The 14,805-nt window shown below is 71.0% G+C and carries 10 protein-coding genes; 8 read left to right on the top strand and 2 right to left on the bottom strand.

The genetic code is table 11. The features are described 5' to 3' along the window. Genes FHR82_RS31755 through FHR82_RS31730 form a run of 6 tightly spaced genes read left to right on the top strand, consistent with a single transcriptional unit; the run spans window position 1 to window position 7,338 of the window. Window positions 1–768 (top strand): LysM peptidoglycan-binding domain-containing protein, encoded by a 768-nt coding sequence (locus FHR82_RS31755; protein WP_184814284.1) that lies wholly within the window; start codon window positions 1–3, stop codon window positions 766–768. Then, window positions 765–2,723 (top strand): phage baseplate assembly protein V, encoded by a 1,959-nt coding sequence (locus FHR82_RS31750; RefSeq protein ID WP_184814283.1) that lies wholly within the window; start codon window positions 765–767, stop codon window positions 2,721–2,723. Before FHR82_RS31755 ends, FHR82_RS31750 begins: the two co-directional genes overlap by 4 nt. 8 nt (window positions 2,724–2,731) lie before the next feature. Then, window positions 2,732–3,145, top strand: coding sequence for a gp25 family contractile injection system sheath assembly initiator (locus FHR82_RS31745; protein ID WP_184814282.1), 414 nt, complete (start codon window positions 2,732–2,734; stop codon window positions 3,143–3,145). Beyond that, window positions 3,145–5,097 (top strand): putative baseplate assembly protein, encoded by a 1,953-nt coding sequence (locus tag FHR82_RS31740; RefSeq protein ID WP_184814281.1) that lies wholly within the window; start codon window positions 3,145–3,147, stop codon window positions 5,095–5,097. Before FHR82_RS31745 ends, FHR82_RS31740 begins: the two co-directional genes overlap by 1 nt. Beyond that, complete coding sequence (locus FHR82_RS31735; protein WP_184814280.1) at window positions 5,097–5,636, top strand: phage tail protein; 540 nt, start codon at window positions 5,097–5,099, stop codon at window positions 5,634–5,636. The genes FHR82_RS31740 and FHR82_RS31735 overlap by 1 nt, the downstream gene beginning before the upstream one ends. 34 nt (window positions 5,637–5,670) lie before the next feature. Continuing rightward, window positions 5,671–7,338 carry a discoidin domain-containing protein gene (locus FHR82_RS31730; protein ID WP_184814279.1) on the top strand — a complete coding sequence of 556 codons (1,668 nt, stop codon included), beginning with the start codon at window positions 5,671–5,673 and terminating at the stop codon, window positions 7,336–7,338. 508 nt (window positions 7,339–7,846) lie between these two features. On the opposite strand, the gene FHR82_RS31725 is transcribed toward FHR82_RS31730, so the two are convergent. Both FHR82_RS31725 and FHR82_RS31720 read right to left on the bottom strand, forming a co-directional pair. Next, entirely contained in the window at window positions 7,847–9,400 is a 1,554-nt protein-coding gene (locus FHR82_RS31725; protein WP_184814278.1) for a hypothetical protein, read from the bottom strand. Between the two features lie 84 nt (window positions 9,401–9,484). Further along, window positions 9,485–12,265: a choice-of-anchor D domain-containing protein gene (locus tag FHR82_RS31720; RefSeq protein ID WP_184814277.1), complete on the bottom strand. Its 2,781-nt coding sequence runs from the start codon at window positions 12,263–12,265 to the stop codon at window positions 9,485–9,487. Window positions 12,266–12,439: 174 nt separating this feature from the next. On the opposite strand from FHR82_RS31720, the gene FHR82_RS31715 reads away from it, so the two are divergent. Both FHR82_RS31715 and FHR82_RS31710 read left to right on the top strand, forming a co-directional pair. After that, complete coding sequence (locus tag FHR82_RS31715) at window positions 12,440–13,786, top strand: COG1470 family protein (RefSeq protein ID WP_184814276.1); 1,347 nt, start codon at window positions 12,440–12,442, stop codon at window positions 13,784–13,786. A 201-nt stretch (window positions 13,787–13,987) separates the two neighbouring features. After that, window positions 13,988–14,620, top strand: coding sequence for a response regulator transcription factor (locus FHR82_RS31710; protein ID WP_184814275.1), 633 nt, complete (start codon window positions 13,988–13,990; stop codon window positions 14,618–14,620). Window positions 14,621–14,805 lie beyond the last annotated feature (185 nt).

The raw sequence follows: 14,805 nt of genomic DNA, 5'->3' as shown, positions 1-14,805 counted from the left end.
ATGACCGCCATGATCGGTGCGGGCGCCAACCTCGCCGCCGGCGCCGCGATCGGCGCCGCCGCGCTCGCCGGGGCCAGGGTGCCCGCGTCGCTGCGCTGCACCACGCTGCCCAACATCGGGTTCGTCTACTTCGACTTCAACCCGAAGGAGATCTCGATGGGGCGCACCGCTGCGCGGCGGTCCATGCCCTCGCCCCAGACCGGTGGCACGCAGCAGGCCACCCCGAAGTCCGAGCCGTCGAAGATCACGATCAACGAGATCACGCTCGAGGGCATGGACACGAAGCTGCGCTGCGACACGCTGCTCACGTGGGCCAGCCCCGACGCCGGGTTCCTCGGTCAGCTGATGTCGGTGGTCGCGGGCAAGAACCTCAAGACGCAGCCGCCGGAGCTGACGTTCCAGTGGGGCCCGCCGATGATCGGGTTCATGTACACGGTCGTGATGCAGCAGGTCGGGATCAAGTACGTCCGGTTCACCTCCGCCGGGATTCCCGTGCGCGCCAAGGTGAACCTGTCGCTGATCGAGGTCCCGACGCTGCTCGGGTCGCTCCCGCAGAACCCCACCTCCGGCGGGCTCGTCGGCCGCCGCGCGCACACCGTCGGGCACGGCGAGTCGCTGCAGTCCATCGCCACCACCAACTACGGCAACCCCGGGGCGTGGCGGCGGATCGCCGAGGTCAACGGCATCCAGGACCCGACCCGCGTGCGGCCCGGCGACACCGTCTACCTGCCGAACCCGCAGGAGCTGGACGAGGGGATCGCCCGATGACGCTCGGTGGTCTCCTCGGCGGCAGCAAGACCGCGATCGTCTGGCCGACCGTCAAGATCGGCAAGCCGGTCGGGCTGCCGCTGTCGCCGCTGGTGCTGCCGAAGCTGATGCGCGCCGTCGTCGACACCCACCTGCACCTGCCCGACATGTTCGAGCTGACCTTCCACGACCTGGAGGGCACGGTCGTGAACGACGCCGGCCTCAAGATCGGGTCGGTCGTGGAGATCCTGGCCGGGCCGGCGGACAGCGACAACACCACCTCGCTCATCAAGGGCGAGGTGACCTCGATCGAGGCGATCTGCCAGGAAGGCCTGATCTACTCGGTGGTCCGCGGGTACGAGAAGGCGCACCGGCTGCAGCGCGCGAAGCGCACCCGCACCTTCGTGAACATGAAGGACTCCGAGATCGCCAAGGAGGTCGCGACGAACGCGGGCCTCACCATCGGCAAGGTCGAGGAGACCTCGGTCGCGCACGACCACGTCGCGCAGGTCGCCCAGTCCGACTGGGACTTCCTGCTGCAGCGGGCGCGCGAGATCGGCTACGAGACCGGAGTCGTCGGCGGGGAGTTCTTCTTCCGCAAGGCATCCGGACGCAAGGACGGTGGCGGCGGCATCGGCGGCGCGCTCGCGTCCGCCGTGGACGCCGTCGCGAGCATGGTCGGTCTCGGCAACGGGAAGCTGACGTTCAAGGACAACCTGCACACGTTCCTGCCGAGGCTGTCGGCCGCGAACATCACGCCGGACGTCGAGGTGCGGGTGTGGGACCCGAAGGACGCCCGCGTCGCCGTCGCCAAGACCGACTCGGCCACCGGCACCGCGACGATCAAGGACCAGGACCCGGCGAAGCTCGCGAAGTCGTTCACCGACGGGCTGATCTCGCTGCCGTCGATGCCCGCGCTGCCGTCCATCCCCGGCCTGCCCAAGCTCGACTTCGGGCTGCCGTCGAGCAACACCGCGTACGTCGTGGTGGACCGGCCGCTCGGCGTCGGACCCGCGGCGGACACGGCGGCGGAGGCGGCGGCCAAGGGCGTCGCCGACCACATCGCCAGCACGTTCGCCGAGGCCGAGGGCGTCGCGAACGGCGACCCGAAGGTCCAGGCGGGTGCCGAGGTCGAGATCGCGGGTGTGCCGGAACAGTTCTGCGGCAAGTGGTACGTCACCAACGCGCGGCACGTGTTCGACCCGGAGGAGTTCGGCTACCGCACCAGGTTCTGGGTGTCCGGGCGGCAGAACCGGTCGCTGCTGGGGCTCACCTCCGGCGGTGCCGCGGCGAAGCGGACCGACTTCGGCGGGCTGGTGTGCGGGATCGTCACCAACGTCGCCGACAAGGAGAAGCTCGGCCGGGTCAAGGTCTCGCTGCCGTGGCTCGCCCCGAACTTCGAGTCGGACTGGGCGCGGGTCGTGCAGTTCGGCGCCGGTGCGAAGACCGGCGCGCTGTTCCTGCCGTCGGTCGGCGACGAGGTGCTGGTGGGCTTCGAGTTCGGCGACTCGCGGCGGCCGTACGTCCTGGGTGGACTGATCAACAGCAAGTCCGACTTCGGTGAGCTGAAGACCGCCGTGGCCGGCTCGGGGATCGTCACCAAGCGCGGAATCGCGAGCCCAGCGGCGAACCAGCTGACGTTCACCGACGAGCTGCCGCCCGGACCGCCGGGCAGTCTGCCGCCGATCCAGTCGAAGGTCCAGCTCGGCACCAAGGGTGACAAGCTCGGGCTCGTCATCGACCAGGTGGCGGGCACGGTGACGCTGGCGTGCAACCCGAAACCACCGGAGTCCAAGTCCCCCAAGGGATCGCTGACCATCGAGTGCGGTGAGCTCGGCGGCATCACGATCAAGGGCGGCATGGGCGGGATCAAGATCGAGACCGACGGGCAGCTGTCGCTGAACGGGAAGATGGGCGTGAAGATCGAGAGCAGCGCCATCGTCGAGGTCAAGGGCTCTCTGATCAAGCTGAACTAGGGGATTTCGTGACCACACAACAAGACTTCATCGGTGCCGGGTGGGCGTTCCCGCTCGGGGTCGCGCCGCAGGGCGGCATCGCCCTGGTGCGCAGGGAGATGGAGCTGGAGCAGGCGATGCGCCTGATCCTGTCCACCTACCCCGGTGAGCGGCCCATGCGCCCGCAGTTCGGCAGCCGGATCCGCGACTTCGTGTTCCGGCCGATCAACATCGAGACGATCGGCGAGCTGTCGCAGGTGGTGCGCGAGGCACTGCTGCGCTGGGAGCCGCGCGTGGACGTCGAGGGGGTGCTCGTCACGCCGCACCCGGAGGAGGACGGCGTGCTGTACATCGACATCCAGTACCGCCCGAAGGACACCAACGACCGGCGCAACCTGGTCTTCCCCTTCTACACCATCCCAGAGGACGGGAGTGACTACTGATGGCGCTGCCTGCCCCGAACCTCGATGACCGCCGGTTCCAGGACCTGGTGGACGACGCGAAGCGCATGGTCATGCGCCGGTGTCCGGAGTGGACGGACCACAACGTGTCCGACCCGGGCGTCACGCTGATCGAGACGTTCGCGTTCATGACCGACCAGCTGCTGTTCCGCCTCAACCAGGTGCCGGACCGGCTGTACGTGAAGTTCCTCGAGCTCATCGGGCTGCGGCTCATCCCGGCCACCCCGGCGCAGGCGGACGTCACGTTCTGGCTGTCCGCGCCCGCGATCACCCCGGTCGGGGTGGCCATGGGCACGAACGTCGCGACGCTGCGCACCGAGACCGACGAGTCGGTCGTGTTCGCCACCGGCGCGGACCTGCGGATCGTGCCGTGCGCGCTGAACTTCGTCGCCACCAGGGCGGCCGACGCCGACGCGCAGGTCGACCGGACCGACGAGCTGAAGATGGGCCAGTCGTTCCAGGCGTTCTCTGCTGTCCCGCGCTCGGGCGACACGGTGCTCGTCGGCCTGTCCGACCCGGTGCCGAACTGCGTGGTGCGCCTCGACCTCGACTGCCGCGTCGAGGGTGTCGGCGTGCACCCCGACCACCCGCCGCTGGTGTGGGAGGCGTGGAACGGCAAGGAGTGGCGCAAGTGCGTGGTCAGCACCGACGGCACTGGTGCGCTGAACACGGCCGGTGAGATCCACCTCCACGTGCCCGCCGACCACGAGTCGGCGGTGCTCGGCGGCAACGCGGCAGGCTGGCTGCGGGCGCGGGTGATCGAGGTGGCCGAGGACTGGCCGACCTACCAGGCGTCGCCGCTCGTGACCGCGCTGTCGGCCAGCACGATCGGCGGCACGGTCGAGGCGAACCACTGCGAGATCGTCGAGGAGGAGGTGCTCGGCGACTCGGAGGGCGTGCCAGGTCAGGAGTTCCGGACGACCCGGCGCCCGATCGTGATCGGCGCGGGCGAGACGGTGCTGGAGACCACGTCCGAGGAGGGCTGGCAGGAGTGGACGCAGGTCCACAACTTCGCGGGCAGCGACCCGTCCGACCGGCACTACCTCCTCGACGGCACCTCCGGCACTGTCCATTTCGGACCGGTGATCCGCGAGCCGGACGGGGGTCTGCGCCAGTACGGCGCGGTGCCGCCGTACGGGTCGACGGTCCGGCTCCGCAAGTACGCCACCGGTGGCGGCCGCGTCGGCAACGTCGGCAAGGGTGCGATCCAGACGCTGAAGTCGTCCATCCCCTTCGTCTCCCGGGTCGAGAACATCGAGGCCGCGTGGGGCGGGGTCGACGGCGAGAGCGTCGACGAGGCGAAGGCGCGCGGCCCGATTCTCCTGCGTACGAGGAGTCGTGCGGTCACCGCCGAGGACTACGAGGCGATCACGCAGGAGGCGGCGCCGGACGTGGCCCGCGTGCGCTGCGTGACCGCGGGCGACGAGGACACCGACCCCGGTTCGGTGCGGGTGCTGATCGTGCCCGCGGCCGCCGAGGTGGAGGGCCGGATCGACTTCGCCGAGCTGGTGCCGGAGGAGGAGACGCTGCGGCGGATCTCCGAGCGCCTGGACGAGGTGCGGCTGATCGGCACGCGAGTGCTGGTGTCGCCGCCGAAGTACCGGGGCGTGACGGTGGTGGCGCGGGTGATCGCCCGGCCACGACTGGACAAGGCCCGCGTCCGCGCCGATGCGTTGGCGGCGCTGTACGAGTACCTGAACCCGATCAGCGGCGGGCGCGACGGCCGCGGTTGGGACTTCGGCAGGCCGGTGCAGTCCGGGGACGTCTACGCGCTGCTGCAACGGGTGCGCGGCGTGGACCTGGTGGAGGACGTCCGGCTGTTCGGCGCGAACCCGGTGACCGGCGAGCGCGGTGAGGAGTGCCAGCGGCTCGACGTCGACCGGCACAGCCTCATCTTCTCCTTCGAGCACCACGTCAGGGTGGAGGACCACTGATGCGCGGCATGGTGACGGGCATGGCGAACGCGTCGCCGTTCATCAGGATGCTGCCCGCGGTGTACCAGGAGGACCCGTTCACGGACCGGTTCGTGGGCGGCTTCGACGACGTCCTCGCGCCGGTGTTGTCCACTTTGGACTGCCTGGTGTACTACTTCGACCCGTACCTGGCGCCGGAGGACTTCCTCGAGTGGATCGCCGACTGGGTGGGGATCTCCCTCGAAGAGGGCTGGCCGATCGAACGCCGCAGAGCGGTCGTCGCGACGGCGGTCGAGATGTACCGGATGCGCGGCACGGTAGCGGGCCTGCGCGCGAACCTGCAGGTCCTGACCGGCGGCCGGGTGGAGATCGCCGACAGCGGCGGGGTGGGCTGGTCGAAGAACCCGGACGCCGGGATGCCGGGCGAGGCGTCGCCCCGCCTGGCCGTCCGGATCCGCGTGCACGACCCGTCCACCGTGCCGATGGACCTGGTCGACTCCGCGGTGGCCGCCGCGAAGCCCGCGCACGTGGTGCACAGGGTGGAGGTGGACAGACCATGAGCGACGACGCACTTCTTTCCGCGGAGGAGCCATCATGATCGTGTGCAAGACGTGCGGTTTCCACAACAAGGAAACGGACGCGTTCTGCGGTTCGTGCGGGGCGTTCCTCGAGTGGACGGGGGAGAAGCTGGCCCCGGCGCCGGTGCCCGCGGCGCCGCAGGAGGAGGAAGAGGAGACGCCCAAGCGGGGCTGGCTGTCCCGGCTGCAGTCGGCGCTGTACCTGGATGTCGGTGAGCGGGAGCCGGTGCAGACCCCGGCGAAGCCGGGGATGCCAGGGCGTCCGGGTGCCGGTCCGCCTGGTCCGCCCGGCGCGAAGCCCGGGCCTCCTGGACCGCCGAGGCCACCTGGTGCCGGCGGGCCGCCGGCCGGGCCGCCCAAGCCACCGGGCGCGGGTGGGCCACCGCCGCCGCCCGGACCACCGAAGCCACCACCGCCCCCTGGACCACCGAAGCCACCGCCTCCGCCGGGCGCGGGTGGGCCGCCGTCTCCGCCCGGGCCGCCGAAGCCACCGCCGCCCCCCGGACCACCGAAGCCGCCCCCACCACCGGGAGCGGCCGGGGGACCGCCTGCCGCACCGCCGAAGCCCCCGCCCCCGCCGGGCCCCCCGCCCGCGCCACCGGGGCCGCCGACGGCGGCTGGTCCGGCGCTGCCACCACCTCCGCCACCGAAGCCGCCGACGGCTCCGCCGACGGCTCCGCCGTCCCCACCCGGCGGGGCGGCCGCGCCACCTGCGCCGTCCGGCGGGCTCGCGCTGCCCCCTCCGCCACCGCCGAAGCCGCCCGCACCGCCGTCATCGGACGACGCGAAGGCGCTGGTCACCCCGGTCACCGGAACGGCGACCGCACAACCGGACGCGGTCGTACCCCAGGAGGCGCAGAAGAAGCCACCCCAGGTCCGCAAGCAGCCGCCGTCCAAGAAGCTGCAACCGGGCGAGCTGGTCTGCGGCGACTGCGGTGAGGGCAACGCCCCCACCCGCAAGTTCTGCAGCCGCTGCGGCACGTCCCTCGCCGCGGCGGAGGTCGTCAAGACGCCCTGGTGGCGCAAGCTGCTCCCCAGGCGTGGCGCGAAGGTCCGCACGGCGGGCGAACGGTCGAAACGCCGTGGCCGGGGCGGCAAGTCCAAGCTCGGTGTCGCGTTCAGCACCGTCTTCAAGGTCGCCCGCCGGGTGGTCGCGCTCGCGCTCGTGCTGGGTGGCATCGCCTACGGGCTGTTCGCGCCGTTCCGCGGCTGGGTGAACGAACAGGCGGCCGAGGCCAAGGGCACGTTCGAGCGGCTCGTCTTCCCCCAGTACGCGCCCGTGTCCGCCGCCGAGGCGCCCACGGCGTCCGTCGCGTTGCCCGACCACCCCGCCAACAACGCGGTGGACGGTGCTTCCGACAGCTTCTGGGGCGCCCCCATGGGCGGCGCGGAGCCGAACCTGGTCGTGAAGTTCGACCGCACCGTGGACCTGGCCCGCATCATCGTCCACAACGGCGACGGCAACGACTTCAAGGCGACGGCCCGCGCCCAGAAGCTGCACCTCGTGTACTCCACCGGCAAGACCACCGACGTCAACCTCCAGGACCTGCCCGACCCGCAGACACTGGAGTTGGAGAACGGCGACGGCGTGTCCAGCGTGGAGGTCCACGTGGTGTCGACCTTCAAGTCGGTCACCGGCAACACGTTGGCGATCAGCGAGATCGAGTTCTTCGAGGAGGTGTAGAAGCTGCCGCCGCCCTGAAGGACGCTTCGGGACAGCTGCGATGCCACGAAGGGCCCCTTCATAACGCCCGGCGCGATGAAGGGCCCCTTCGTTGCGCTCAACATAATGAAGGGGTCCTTCATGACATCGAGCCACGTCCCGGCTGCACAACGGACGTCGTGAGGGTGCGAAAGCAAGGGGGGCGCAAGCCCCACACCACCCCCGAGGCTGCCTGCCATCCCGTCGACCTGGCAAAGCCCGATCACACCGGATCAAGGGGGCACCCAGCAACCAAACCGGCGCCAAACGCTGGAACCGCCCCCTTGAGCCGGTGTGATAGCCCGAAGGGAGGTCGACGGGATGGCAGGCAGACCGATCCTCGCCAAAGAACCGAAGATGCCAACCCGCAAGGCCATCCCGGAGACCTGCCCCTCCGGCGAGGACCCGCCGGAGGCAAACCCGCCGGAGGCAAACCCTGTCCGGCGAGAACACACCACGAACCCACCCCGGCCAACGCAAGCAGACACAGCTAGCCCAGCAGCGCACCCAGATCGATCGCCGCTCGCGCGAACTTGAAGCCCTCCGGGGGCACGCCGTCGGGGGAGTTGAGCCAGTCGCCCTTGCCGCGGGCGTGGAACTTCGCGTCGTCGAGCAGCAGTGACACGTAACAGCCGTAGTCGATGGCGAACCCGTCGTAGAGCGCGCCGGGGTTGCCGGGGTCGGCGATCCCGCGGCGCAGCAGGTGCAACAGGCGTGCGTCGTGCAGGTCCTCGACGACCCCGGCGCGGTCGACGGCCAGCTGGTCCACCACGAACGTCCGCGCTCTGCGGTGCCCGACCACCTCGTCGACCAGGGCACGCAACGCGGTGCGGGCGTCCTCGTTGCCGCGGATCGCGGTCTGCTTGTCGCGCAGGTACCAGTCGCGGGCGGCGCGGCGGACGTCGGCGACCGTGACCTGCTTGTCGTGCGCGTGCTGCGCGGCGAGCGCGGCGATGTTGATCGCGTCCCTCGGCACGCCCTCCGCGGCCCGCACCAGCTCGGCGAACGCGTTGCGGCGGAAGCATTCCTCGACGAACTCGGGCACGTCCCGCGGCGGGTCCTTGACCATCGTCGCCAGCCAGACCGCTGTGTGGTTGTGGAACAGCCGCGCGAAGAACTCCCGCGCGCGGGCCCCGCTGTTGTCGAACACGAGGAACTCGTCCAGGTCCACCGCCGACGCCGCGTCCGAACCGACCTCGATGCCGACGTACTCGCCTGCCCCGGTCGGCGCCGCGAACCGCGACCGCCGCTCGATCGCCGCGATCTTCACCGTCAGCCCGCCCACCGCCAGCACCGCTCGGCGCAGCAGGTCGGCGAGGAACGGCTGCAGGTCCTTCGGCACGCTGCTCCACTCGTCGAGCAGCAGCCACAGCCGCGCGGGCGCGAGTGCGCGGGCGACCCCTCGGACGGCACGGCTGAGCGGCCCGAACATCACCTGGTGCCGCTCGACACCGGTGCGCAGCAGCCTGCTTTGCGCCGACACCGACCGCCTGCTCGCCGCCGCGCCGCGCAACCCGGGCCCACGTGACAGCGTCACCTCCGCAGACCGCGTCGACTCCGCCGCACCGGAGTACGTCGTCTCCCGCTCGACCTCCCCGACCACCTTCACCGTGGTGGCGGCCTCGGCGAGCCCGTCCAGCTCGCGGAGCAGCGCGGTCGGGTCGCGCAGGTCACGTTCCATGGCGACGGTGAGCAGCCCGTCGTGCACCTCCTCGAGGGTGTCGATGAGCAGCTGCGTGCCGCGCTCGGCCGGGGTCTGCGTCCTGTCGGCGTGCATGCCACCGGCCGACCCGATGGTCCGCAGGTCGACGTACACGGCCACGTCGTCCATGCCGGTGAGCAGGTCGGCGAGGTGCAGCAGCGCGTGCGTCTTCCCGGTGCCGCGCCTGCCGTACAGGATCTGGTGGTCGCTGGAGTGCAGCAGCGCGGCGAACGACCCGGCCTCGACGTAGGTCTTGGACACCGTGTGCGGCGCGGAGTTCTCCGCACGCCGCGGGATCCGCAGGAGTGCCTGGTTGAGGTGCTGCTGCCGACCAGTGACCAAGCGCGCTCCCCGACAGGCTGGATGCCGTGCCTTTCCAGCCTGCCCCGCACACCCGGGGACGGGGAGCCGCCACCCGGGTGAAGATCAGTTCCGGATCACGAAGTCCGCCGGGCTCACCGACGGGGCCACGATCAGGACCGGTTTGGCCGCGGCGATGGCCGGGTCGGTGCCGTCGATGGTGGCGACCACCGGGTGGGTGCCGATCGAGGACTTGGGCATGATCAGCAGGTTCACGCGGAACGCGCCCGTCGCGTCTGGGGTCACCGTTGCCCTCTCCACCGAGCCCGTCACCGCGATCGTGGTCGGACGGTTCGGGGCGAAGCCCGTGCCCGACACCGTGATCGCGCGGCCCGGCTGGGTCACGCCGGGGGAGACCTCGACCGCAGGGGTGCTGCCGGTGCCCGTCAGCGCGATCAGGTGCGGGGTGCCGCCGGGGATGTCGTCGGTGAAGCGGAGCACCGCCGCCCGGGGGCCTGCGGCCTGCGGCGAGAACGTCACCGCCACCTGGCACGTGCCGTCCGGGGGGACCGGACCGTCATCGCACGTGTTGGTCTCGATCGTGTAGTCGGCAGGCGTGAGCGGCGGCGCCACGACGGCGACACCGGTCACCGTCAGGTCCGAGCCACCCGTGTTCGTCACCGTCACCGCCTGGGCGGGCGCGTTCGACAGGAGCAGCCGGTCACCGAAGGCCAACGGGTCCGGGCTCGCCGCGAACCGGGCGTCGTCCGGTGGCGGGATCTCCTCCTCGAACCCCGTGCCGCGCAAGGGCACCGTGAACTCGCGGCCGTCGCGCAGCCTGATCACCAGGGTGCCGGTCCGCTCGCCCTCGGTCTCCGGCGCGAACGTCACCGACACCTCGCAGCTCCCGGTCTGTTGCAGCACAACGGTTTCCTCGCCGGTGCACGTCTGCGCGCCGACCGTGAACTCCGCCGACCCGTCGACCGCCAGCTCGGTCACCGCGAGCGGGCCGAAGCCGACGTGGTCGAGCCGCACCACGCGGTCGAGCGTCTCGCCGAGTGTCACCTCGCCGAACTCGAGCGGGGTCGGGTCCGCGCGGAGCTCCGGCCGGAACGTCCGCACGAACACGTCGGTCTGCTCGTTGTCGTCCACCGCGTCCGGCACGAGATCGGTCGCATCAGAGTCGTACGCGACGGTGGAACCGTTGCGGGACAGCGAAGGCGCGGTCGCGCGGTACGGCGGCGAGTTGTCGTCGCCCGCGCACGTCGCGTCCTCGGGCAGCGTCTCCGCGCAGCCCGTGCCGGTGCCCGGCGACGCGAGCGTGCCCGGCAGCCTCGGCTCCCCGGTGACGAGCCGCTCCCGGTCGACCACCAGGTCCCGCACCACGACCTGGCACACGACCCGCTGGTCCCGCTCCTCGGTGACCGGCGGCAGCGCCCGCTGCACGGAGTCCGTCGAGTCGTCGTAGAGGCAGGTGTAGTCGTAGTAGTCGAGGGCGCGGTCGACGCCGTCGTGCGCGCCCGCGTTGTCGGTGACGAACGCGAGGAACCGGCCGTCGCCGGACAGCGCGGGGCGGAAGCCGTTGACGATCTCGTTCTCGTTGTCCCGCGACGCGATGGCGGAGTCGACCGGCGTGCCGTCCTCCCGCACGCGCACCACGTACACGGTCGGCTGGTCGGCGACCGAACGCCAGCAGGAGCCCTCGGAGCAGTTGTCCTCGTACGCCTCGGCCTCGAACGCGACCGTGCCGCCGTCACCGGCGATCGCGGGGGACGCGAGGTGCACCGACTCGTCCTCCGACAGCGGCGCGGGCTCCTCCGGCGTGGTGTTCACGTCCAGGTCCACGCGGGCGACCGAACCCGTCACCGTGTCCTTGCGGACGACCGCGTGGAACGGGATGTAGTCCGGGAACTCGCCGCCGCCCTCCTGCCGGACGTAGTCGGCGACCAGCACCACGAACCGGCCGTCGGCGGACACGTCCGGCTGCTCCTGGTGGGTCGGCGACAGCTCGCCGAGCGACGTGCCGAGCACCTCGGCCGGGCCCGCGCCGGCGGGCGTGACCGTGGCGGTCCGCACCACCTGGTGGTACGTGCCGTTGTCGTCGGTGAACTCGTCCTCCCACACGACCCGGTTCGCGTCGTCGGACAGCTTGGGCCGCTGCGGGAAGTCGCTGCGGTACACGTACCCGTCGCCCTGCTCCCACTGCGGCTCGTTGGCGCGGAAGTACCGGTAGTCCAGCTCGCCGTTCTCGCGCTCCTCGTCGAACTCGCCGTCACCGTCGGGATCGCGGTCGCACACCAGCAGGTCCTGGTCGCTGTCGGCGTCCTCGACGATGATGTTGTCGGCCTGCGTGATGAACGCGACGAAGCGGCCGTCCGCCGACACCGTGGGATCGCTGCTGCCGCCGTTCGGCGCCACCTCGCCGTACTCCGGCTGCGGCTGCTGACGCCGCCCGTTCAGCGACACCAGCGGTTTCCCGGCGAGGTGCGGCGGTTCGAAGGTCGGCTCGCTCGGCACGGACGTCCCGGGTTCCGGTTCCGGCTCCGGCTCTGGTTCCGGCTCCGGCGGGCGCACCAGCTGGCCGCGGCTGATCATCACCGTGCGGCCGTTGCGCAGGTCACGCAGGTACACGGCCTCGTTCTGCTCGTTCGACAGCGCGTCGAGCCGCGCGTAGCTCGTGAACACCACGGACGTGCCGTCCGAGGACAGCTCCGAGTACGCACCGCCGCTCGCGGTGCCTTCCACGCCGTCGTCGGAGACGGACGCGCGTACGGTGGAACCGGGCGCGGCCGCGGCACGCGCGGTCGTGTTCTGACCGGACAGCAACACCGCGGCGGAAACGCCGACCAGCGTCGCGGCGACGACAACGGCGACGGCACGTTTGCCGCGGAGCAGGGATTCGGGCACGGGGACCTCCATATTCACCGCGCCCGACCGTATGGTGGATGGCGTGGCGCCGGTCCCGGCGCGTGGGTGGCGTAGTGGACGCCCGGGTACGCCCCATCGGGCAGCCGGGGCCGCCCCGCCACACTCCCCCGCGCAAGCTGTCCCGGCAGGCCCGCGCCGCGACACTGCTCTCTCATGGGAGCAACCACGTCGCTGGCCAACAGGCAGCTGTCCGTGACTCCGGGTCAGGCGGTCGAGGCGACGGTCCTGGTGCGGAACAACGGCACACTGGTCGACCAGTTCACCTTGGACATCGTCGGTGATTCTCGGGAATGGTCCGAGGTCACACCGCGCGTCATGAACCTGATGCCGGGGCAGGACGGCGAGGCCACCGTGCGGTTCGAGCCGCCACGGAACTCGTCGGTGCCCGCCGGGCAGGTGCCGTTCGGCGTACGGGTGATCTCGCGGGAGGACCCGCCGAACTCGTCGGTCGCCGAAGGTGCGGTCGACGTCGAGCCGTTCATGGACCTGCAGCTGGAGCTGTCGCCCAAGTCGTCGCGGTGCCGCACCAAGGCCGTGCACGAGGTCGTCGTCGAGAACTCCGGCAACTACCCGATCCCGGTCGAGGTCATCACGAACGACCCGGAGGAGCAGCTGAAGCTGTCGCTGGACCACAGCGCGCTCACCGTGCAGCCGGGTACCTCCGCGTTCCTCAAGCTGAAGGCCAAGCCGTACGACCGGTTCCTGCGCGGCGCCGACAAGCGGCTGCCGTTCGGGGTCACCGCGATCGCGCCGGACCAGCCACCGGTCAACATGGACGGCACGGTCGTGCAGCAGCAGATGCTGCCGAAGTGGCTGCTGCCCGCGGCGGTCGCGGTGCTCGCCGCCGCGGTCGTGCTGGCGGTGCTGTGGTTCACGCTCGTCAAGCCGACGGTGCAGACCGCGGCCCGCGAGGCGGGCAAGGCGGCGGCCGAGGAGGCACAGGCCGAGCTGCAGGAGCAGGCGAACCTGGCCGAGCGGCGTGCCGTGGCGGCGGAGGAGAAGGCCAACGCGGCGGAGAAGAAGGTCGACGAGATGGCCGCGAACGGTGGTCCCGGCGACGGCGCGGCCGGTGGCGGTGCCCGGGGCGCGACGACGGACGATCAGGGCGTGGACATCTCCGACGGGACCGCTGTGGACTTCCGCATCACGACCGACGCGGACGCGCAGGCCGACCCGGCCGAGTTCGAGTCGTTCGCCGTGCCGAACGGTGCGATTCCGCCGGACAAGACGTTGGTGCTGACCGACATCATCCTGCAGAACCCGCGCGGCGACAGCGGCACGCTCGCGATCAAGCGCGGTGACGACGTCCTGTACGCGACCGGGTTGCAGAACTTCCGGGACATGGACTTCCACTTCCTGGAGCCGTGGACGTTCAGCCCCGACCAGCCGCTGACCGTGGAGGTCAGCTGCCAGCTGCCGGGCGCACCGGAACCGGCGACGGGCAAGTGCACGCCCGCGGTGTCCTTCTCGGGCAGGCTTTCCGGTCCGACACCCAACTGAGATCTCCGACCCGTAACGGGGCCTCCGGCGACGCCGGAGGCCCCCGCTGTGTGCACGGGCGGGCACGGTCCGTGGTACGGACGGGCAAACCCGGGACACCGGTCCCATGTGCCTGGGACGCACGTTCGGGCAACCTTCTCGGTGCGCGGGCTTCGACGTGCTGGGCGTCGGGTCGGGGGCGTGCTAGAGAGCGGAAGAACGATGTTGGAGCAAAGCCGTATCCCGGTCGTCGTGCGTGCGACCGATCCCATCCTGCAGAGCGGTGTCCAGATGGCACTGCGGACGCGGCAGGAGGTGTGGCTGGTCGACGAGGAGGCGGCGACCCCGGAGGCCGTGGCGCTGGTGGTGACCGACCGGTTCGACGACCGGGGGGCCCAGGTGCTGCGCACGCTGCAGGTGCGGGGGTTCACCAGAGTGGTGCTCATCGCGGGGGAGCTGGAGGACACGGAGATCCTGACGGCCGTCGAGGGCGGCGTGTGCGCGGTCGCTCGCCGCGCCGACACCACACCGGACGTGCTGGTCCGTCTGATCAAGGCTGCTTCGGCAGGCGAGGGCGCGTTGCCGCCGGACCTGCTCGGGCGCCTGCTGAACCGGGTGTCCCGGCTGCAGCGCCACGTGCTGGAGCCCCGTGGTCTGCACCTCGCGGGCATCACGAACCGCGAGACGGAGGTCCTGCGCCTCGTCGCGTCCGGACTGTCCACCAAGGAGATCGCTGACAAGCTCTGCTACTCGCAGCGAACCGTGAAGAGCATTCTTCATGACGTGACCAACCGTTTCCAGCTCCGGAACCGGTCGCACGCCGTTGCCTACGCCTTGCGCGAAGGCCTTATCTGAGCGCGCATGCCTTGAGGGGCCATTCAGGACGTTCCATCTCTGTCGTGCCCTCCGGGGGCTCCTCGCCGGAGGGGCAGGTCTCTGGGATGGCAGGGAGCCCCTTGTGGCGGGCTCCGCCTTTGCTCGGTTGGCCTTCGTGCCCTGAAAGGTCCTTTCAGGACGCGGACCGATGTCATGAAGGGCCC

Source organism: Actinophytocola algeriensis, assembly GCF_014203735.1.
Lineage (GTDB): Bacteria > Actinomycetota > Actinomycetes > Mycobacteriales > Pseudonocardiaceae > Actinophytocola > Actinophytocola algeriensis.
Note: the sequence above shows the minus strand (reverse complement) of the source record. Positions and strands in the feature narration are given on the sequence as shown.

Bases quoted from the DNA above. Each gene is read 5' to 3' on its own strand.
- FHR82_RS31740 (WP_184814281.1), top strand. From the start codon at position 3,145: ATGGCGCTGCCTGCCCCGAACCTCGATGACCGCCGGTTCCAGGACCTG.
- FHR82_RS31755 (WP_184814284.1), top strand. From the start codon at position 1: ATGACCGCCATGATCGGTGCGGGCGCCAACCTCGCCGCCGGCGCCGCG.
- FHR82_RS31735 (WP_184814280.1), top strand. From the start codon at position 5,097: ATGCGCGGCATGGTGACGGGCATGGCGAACGCGTCGCCGTTCATCAGG.
- FHR82_RS31730 (WP_184814279.1), top strand. From the start codon at position 5,671: ATGATCGTGTGCAAGACGTGCGGTTTCCACAACAAGGAAACGGACGCG.
- FHR82_RS31750 (WP_184814283.1), top strand. From the start codon at position 765: ATGACGCTCGGTGGTCTCCTCGGCGGCAGCAAGACCGCGATCGTCTGG.
- FHR82_RS31715 (WP_184814276.1), top strand. From the start codon at position 12,440: ATGGGAGCAACCACGTCGCTGGCCAACAGGCAGCTGTCCGTGACTCCG.
- FHR82_RS31710 (WP_184814275.1), top strand. From the start codon at position 13,988: ATGTTGGAGCAAAGCCGTATCCCGGTCGTCGTGCGTGCGACCGATCCC.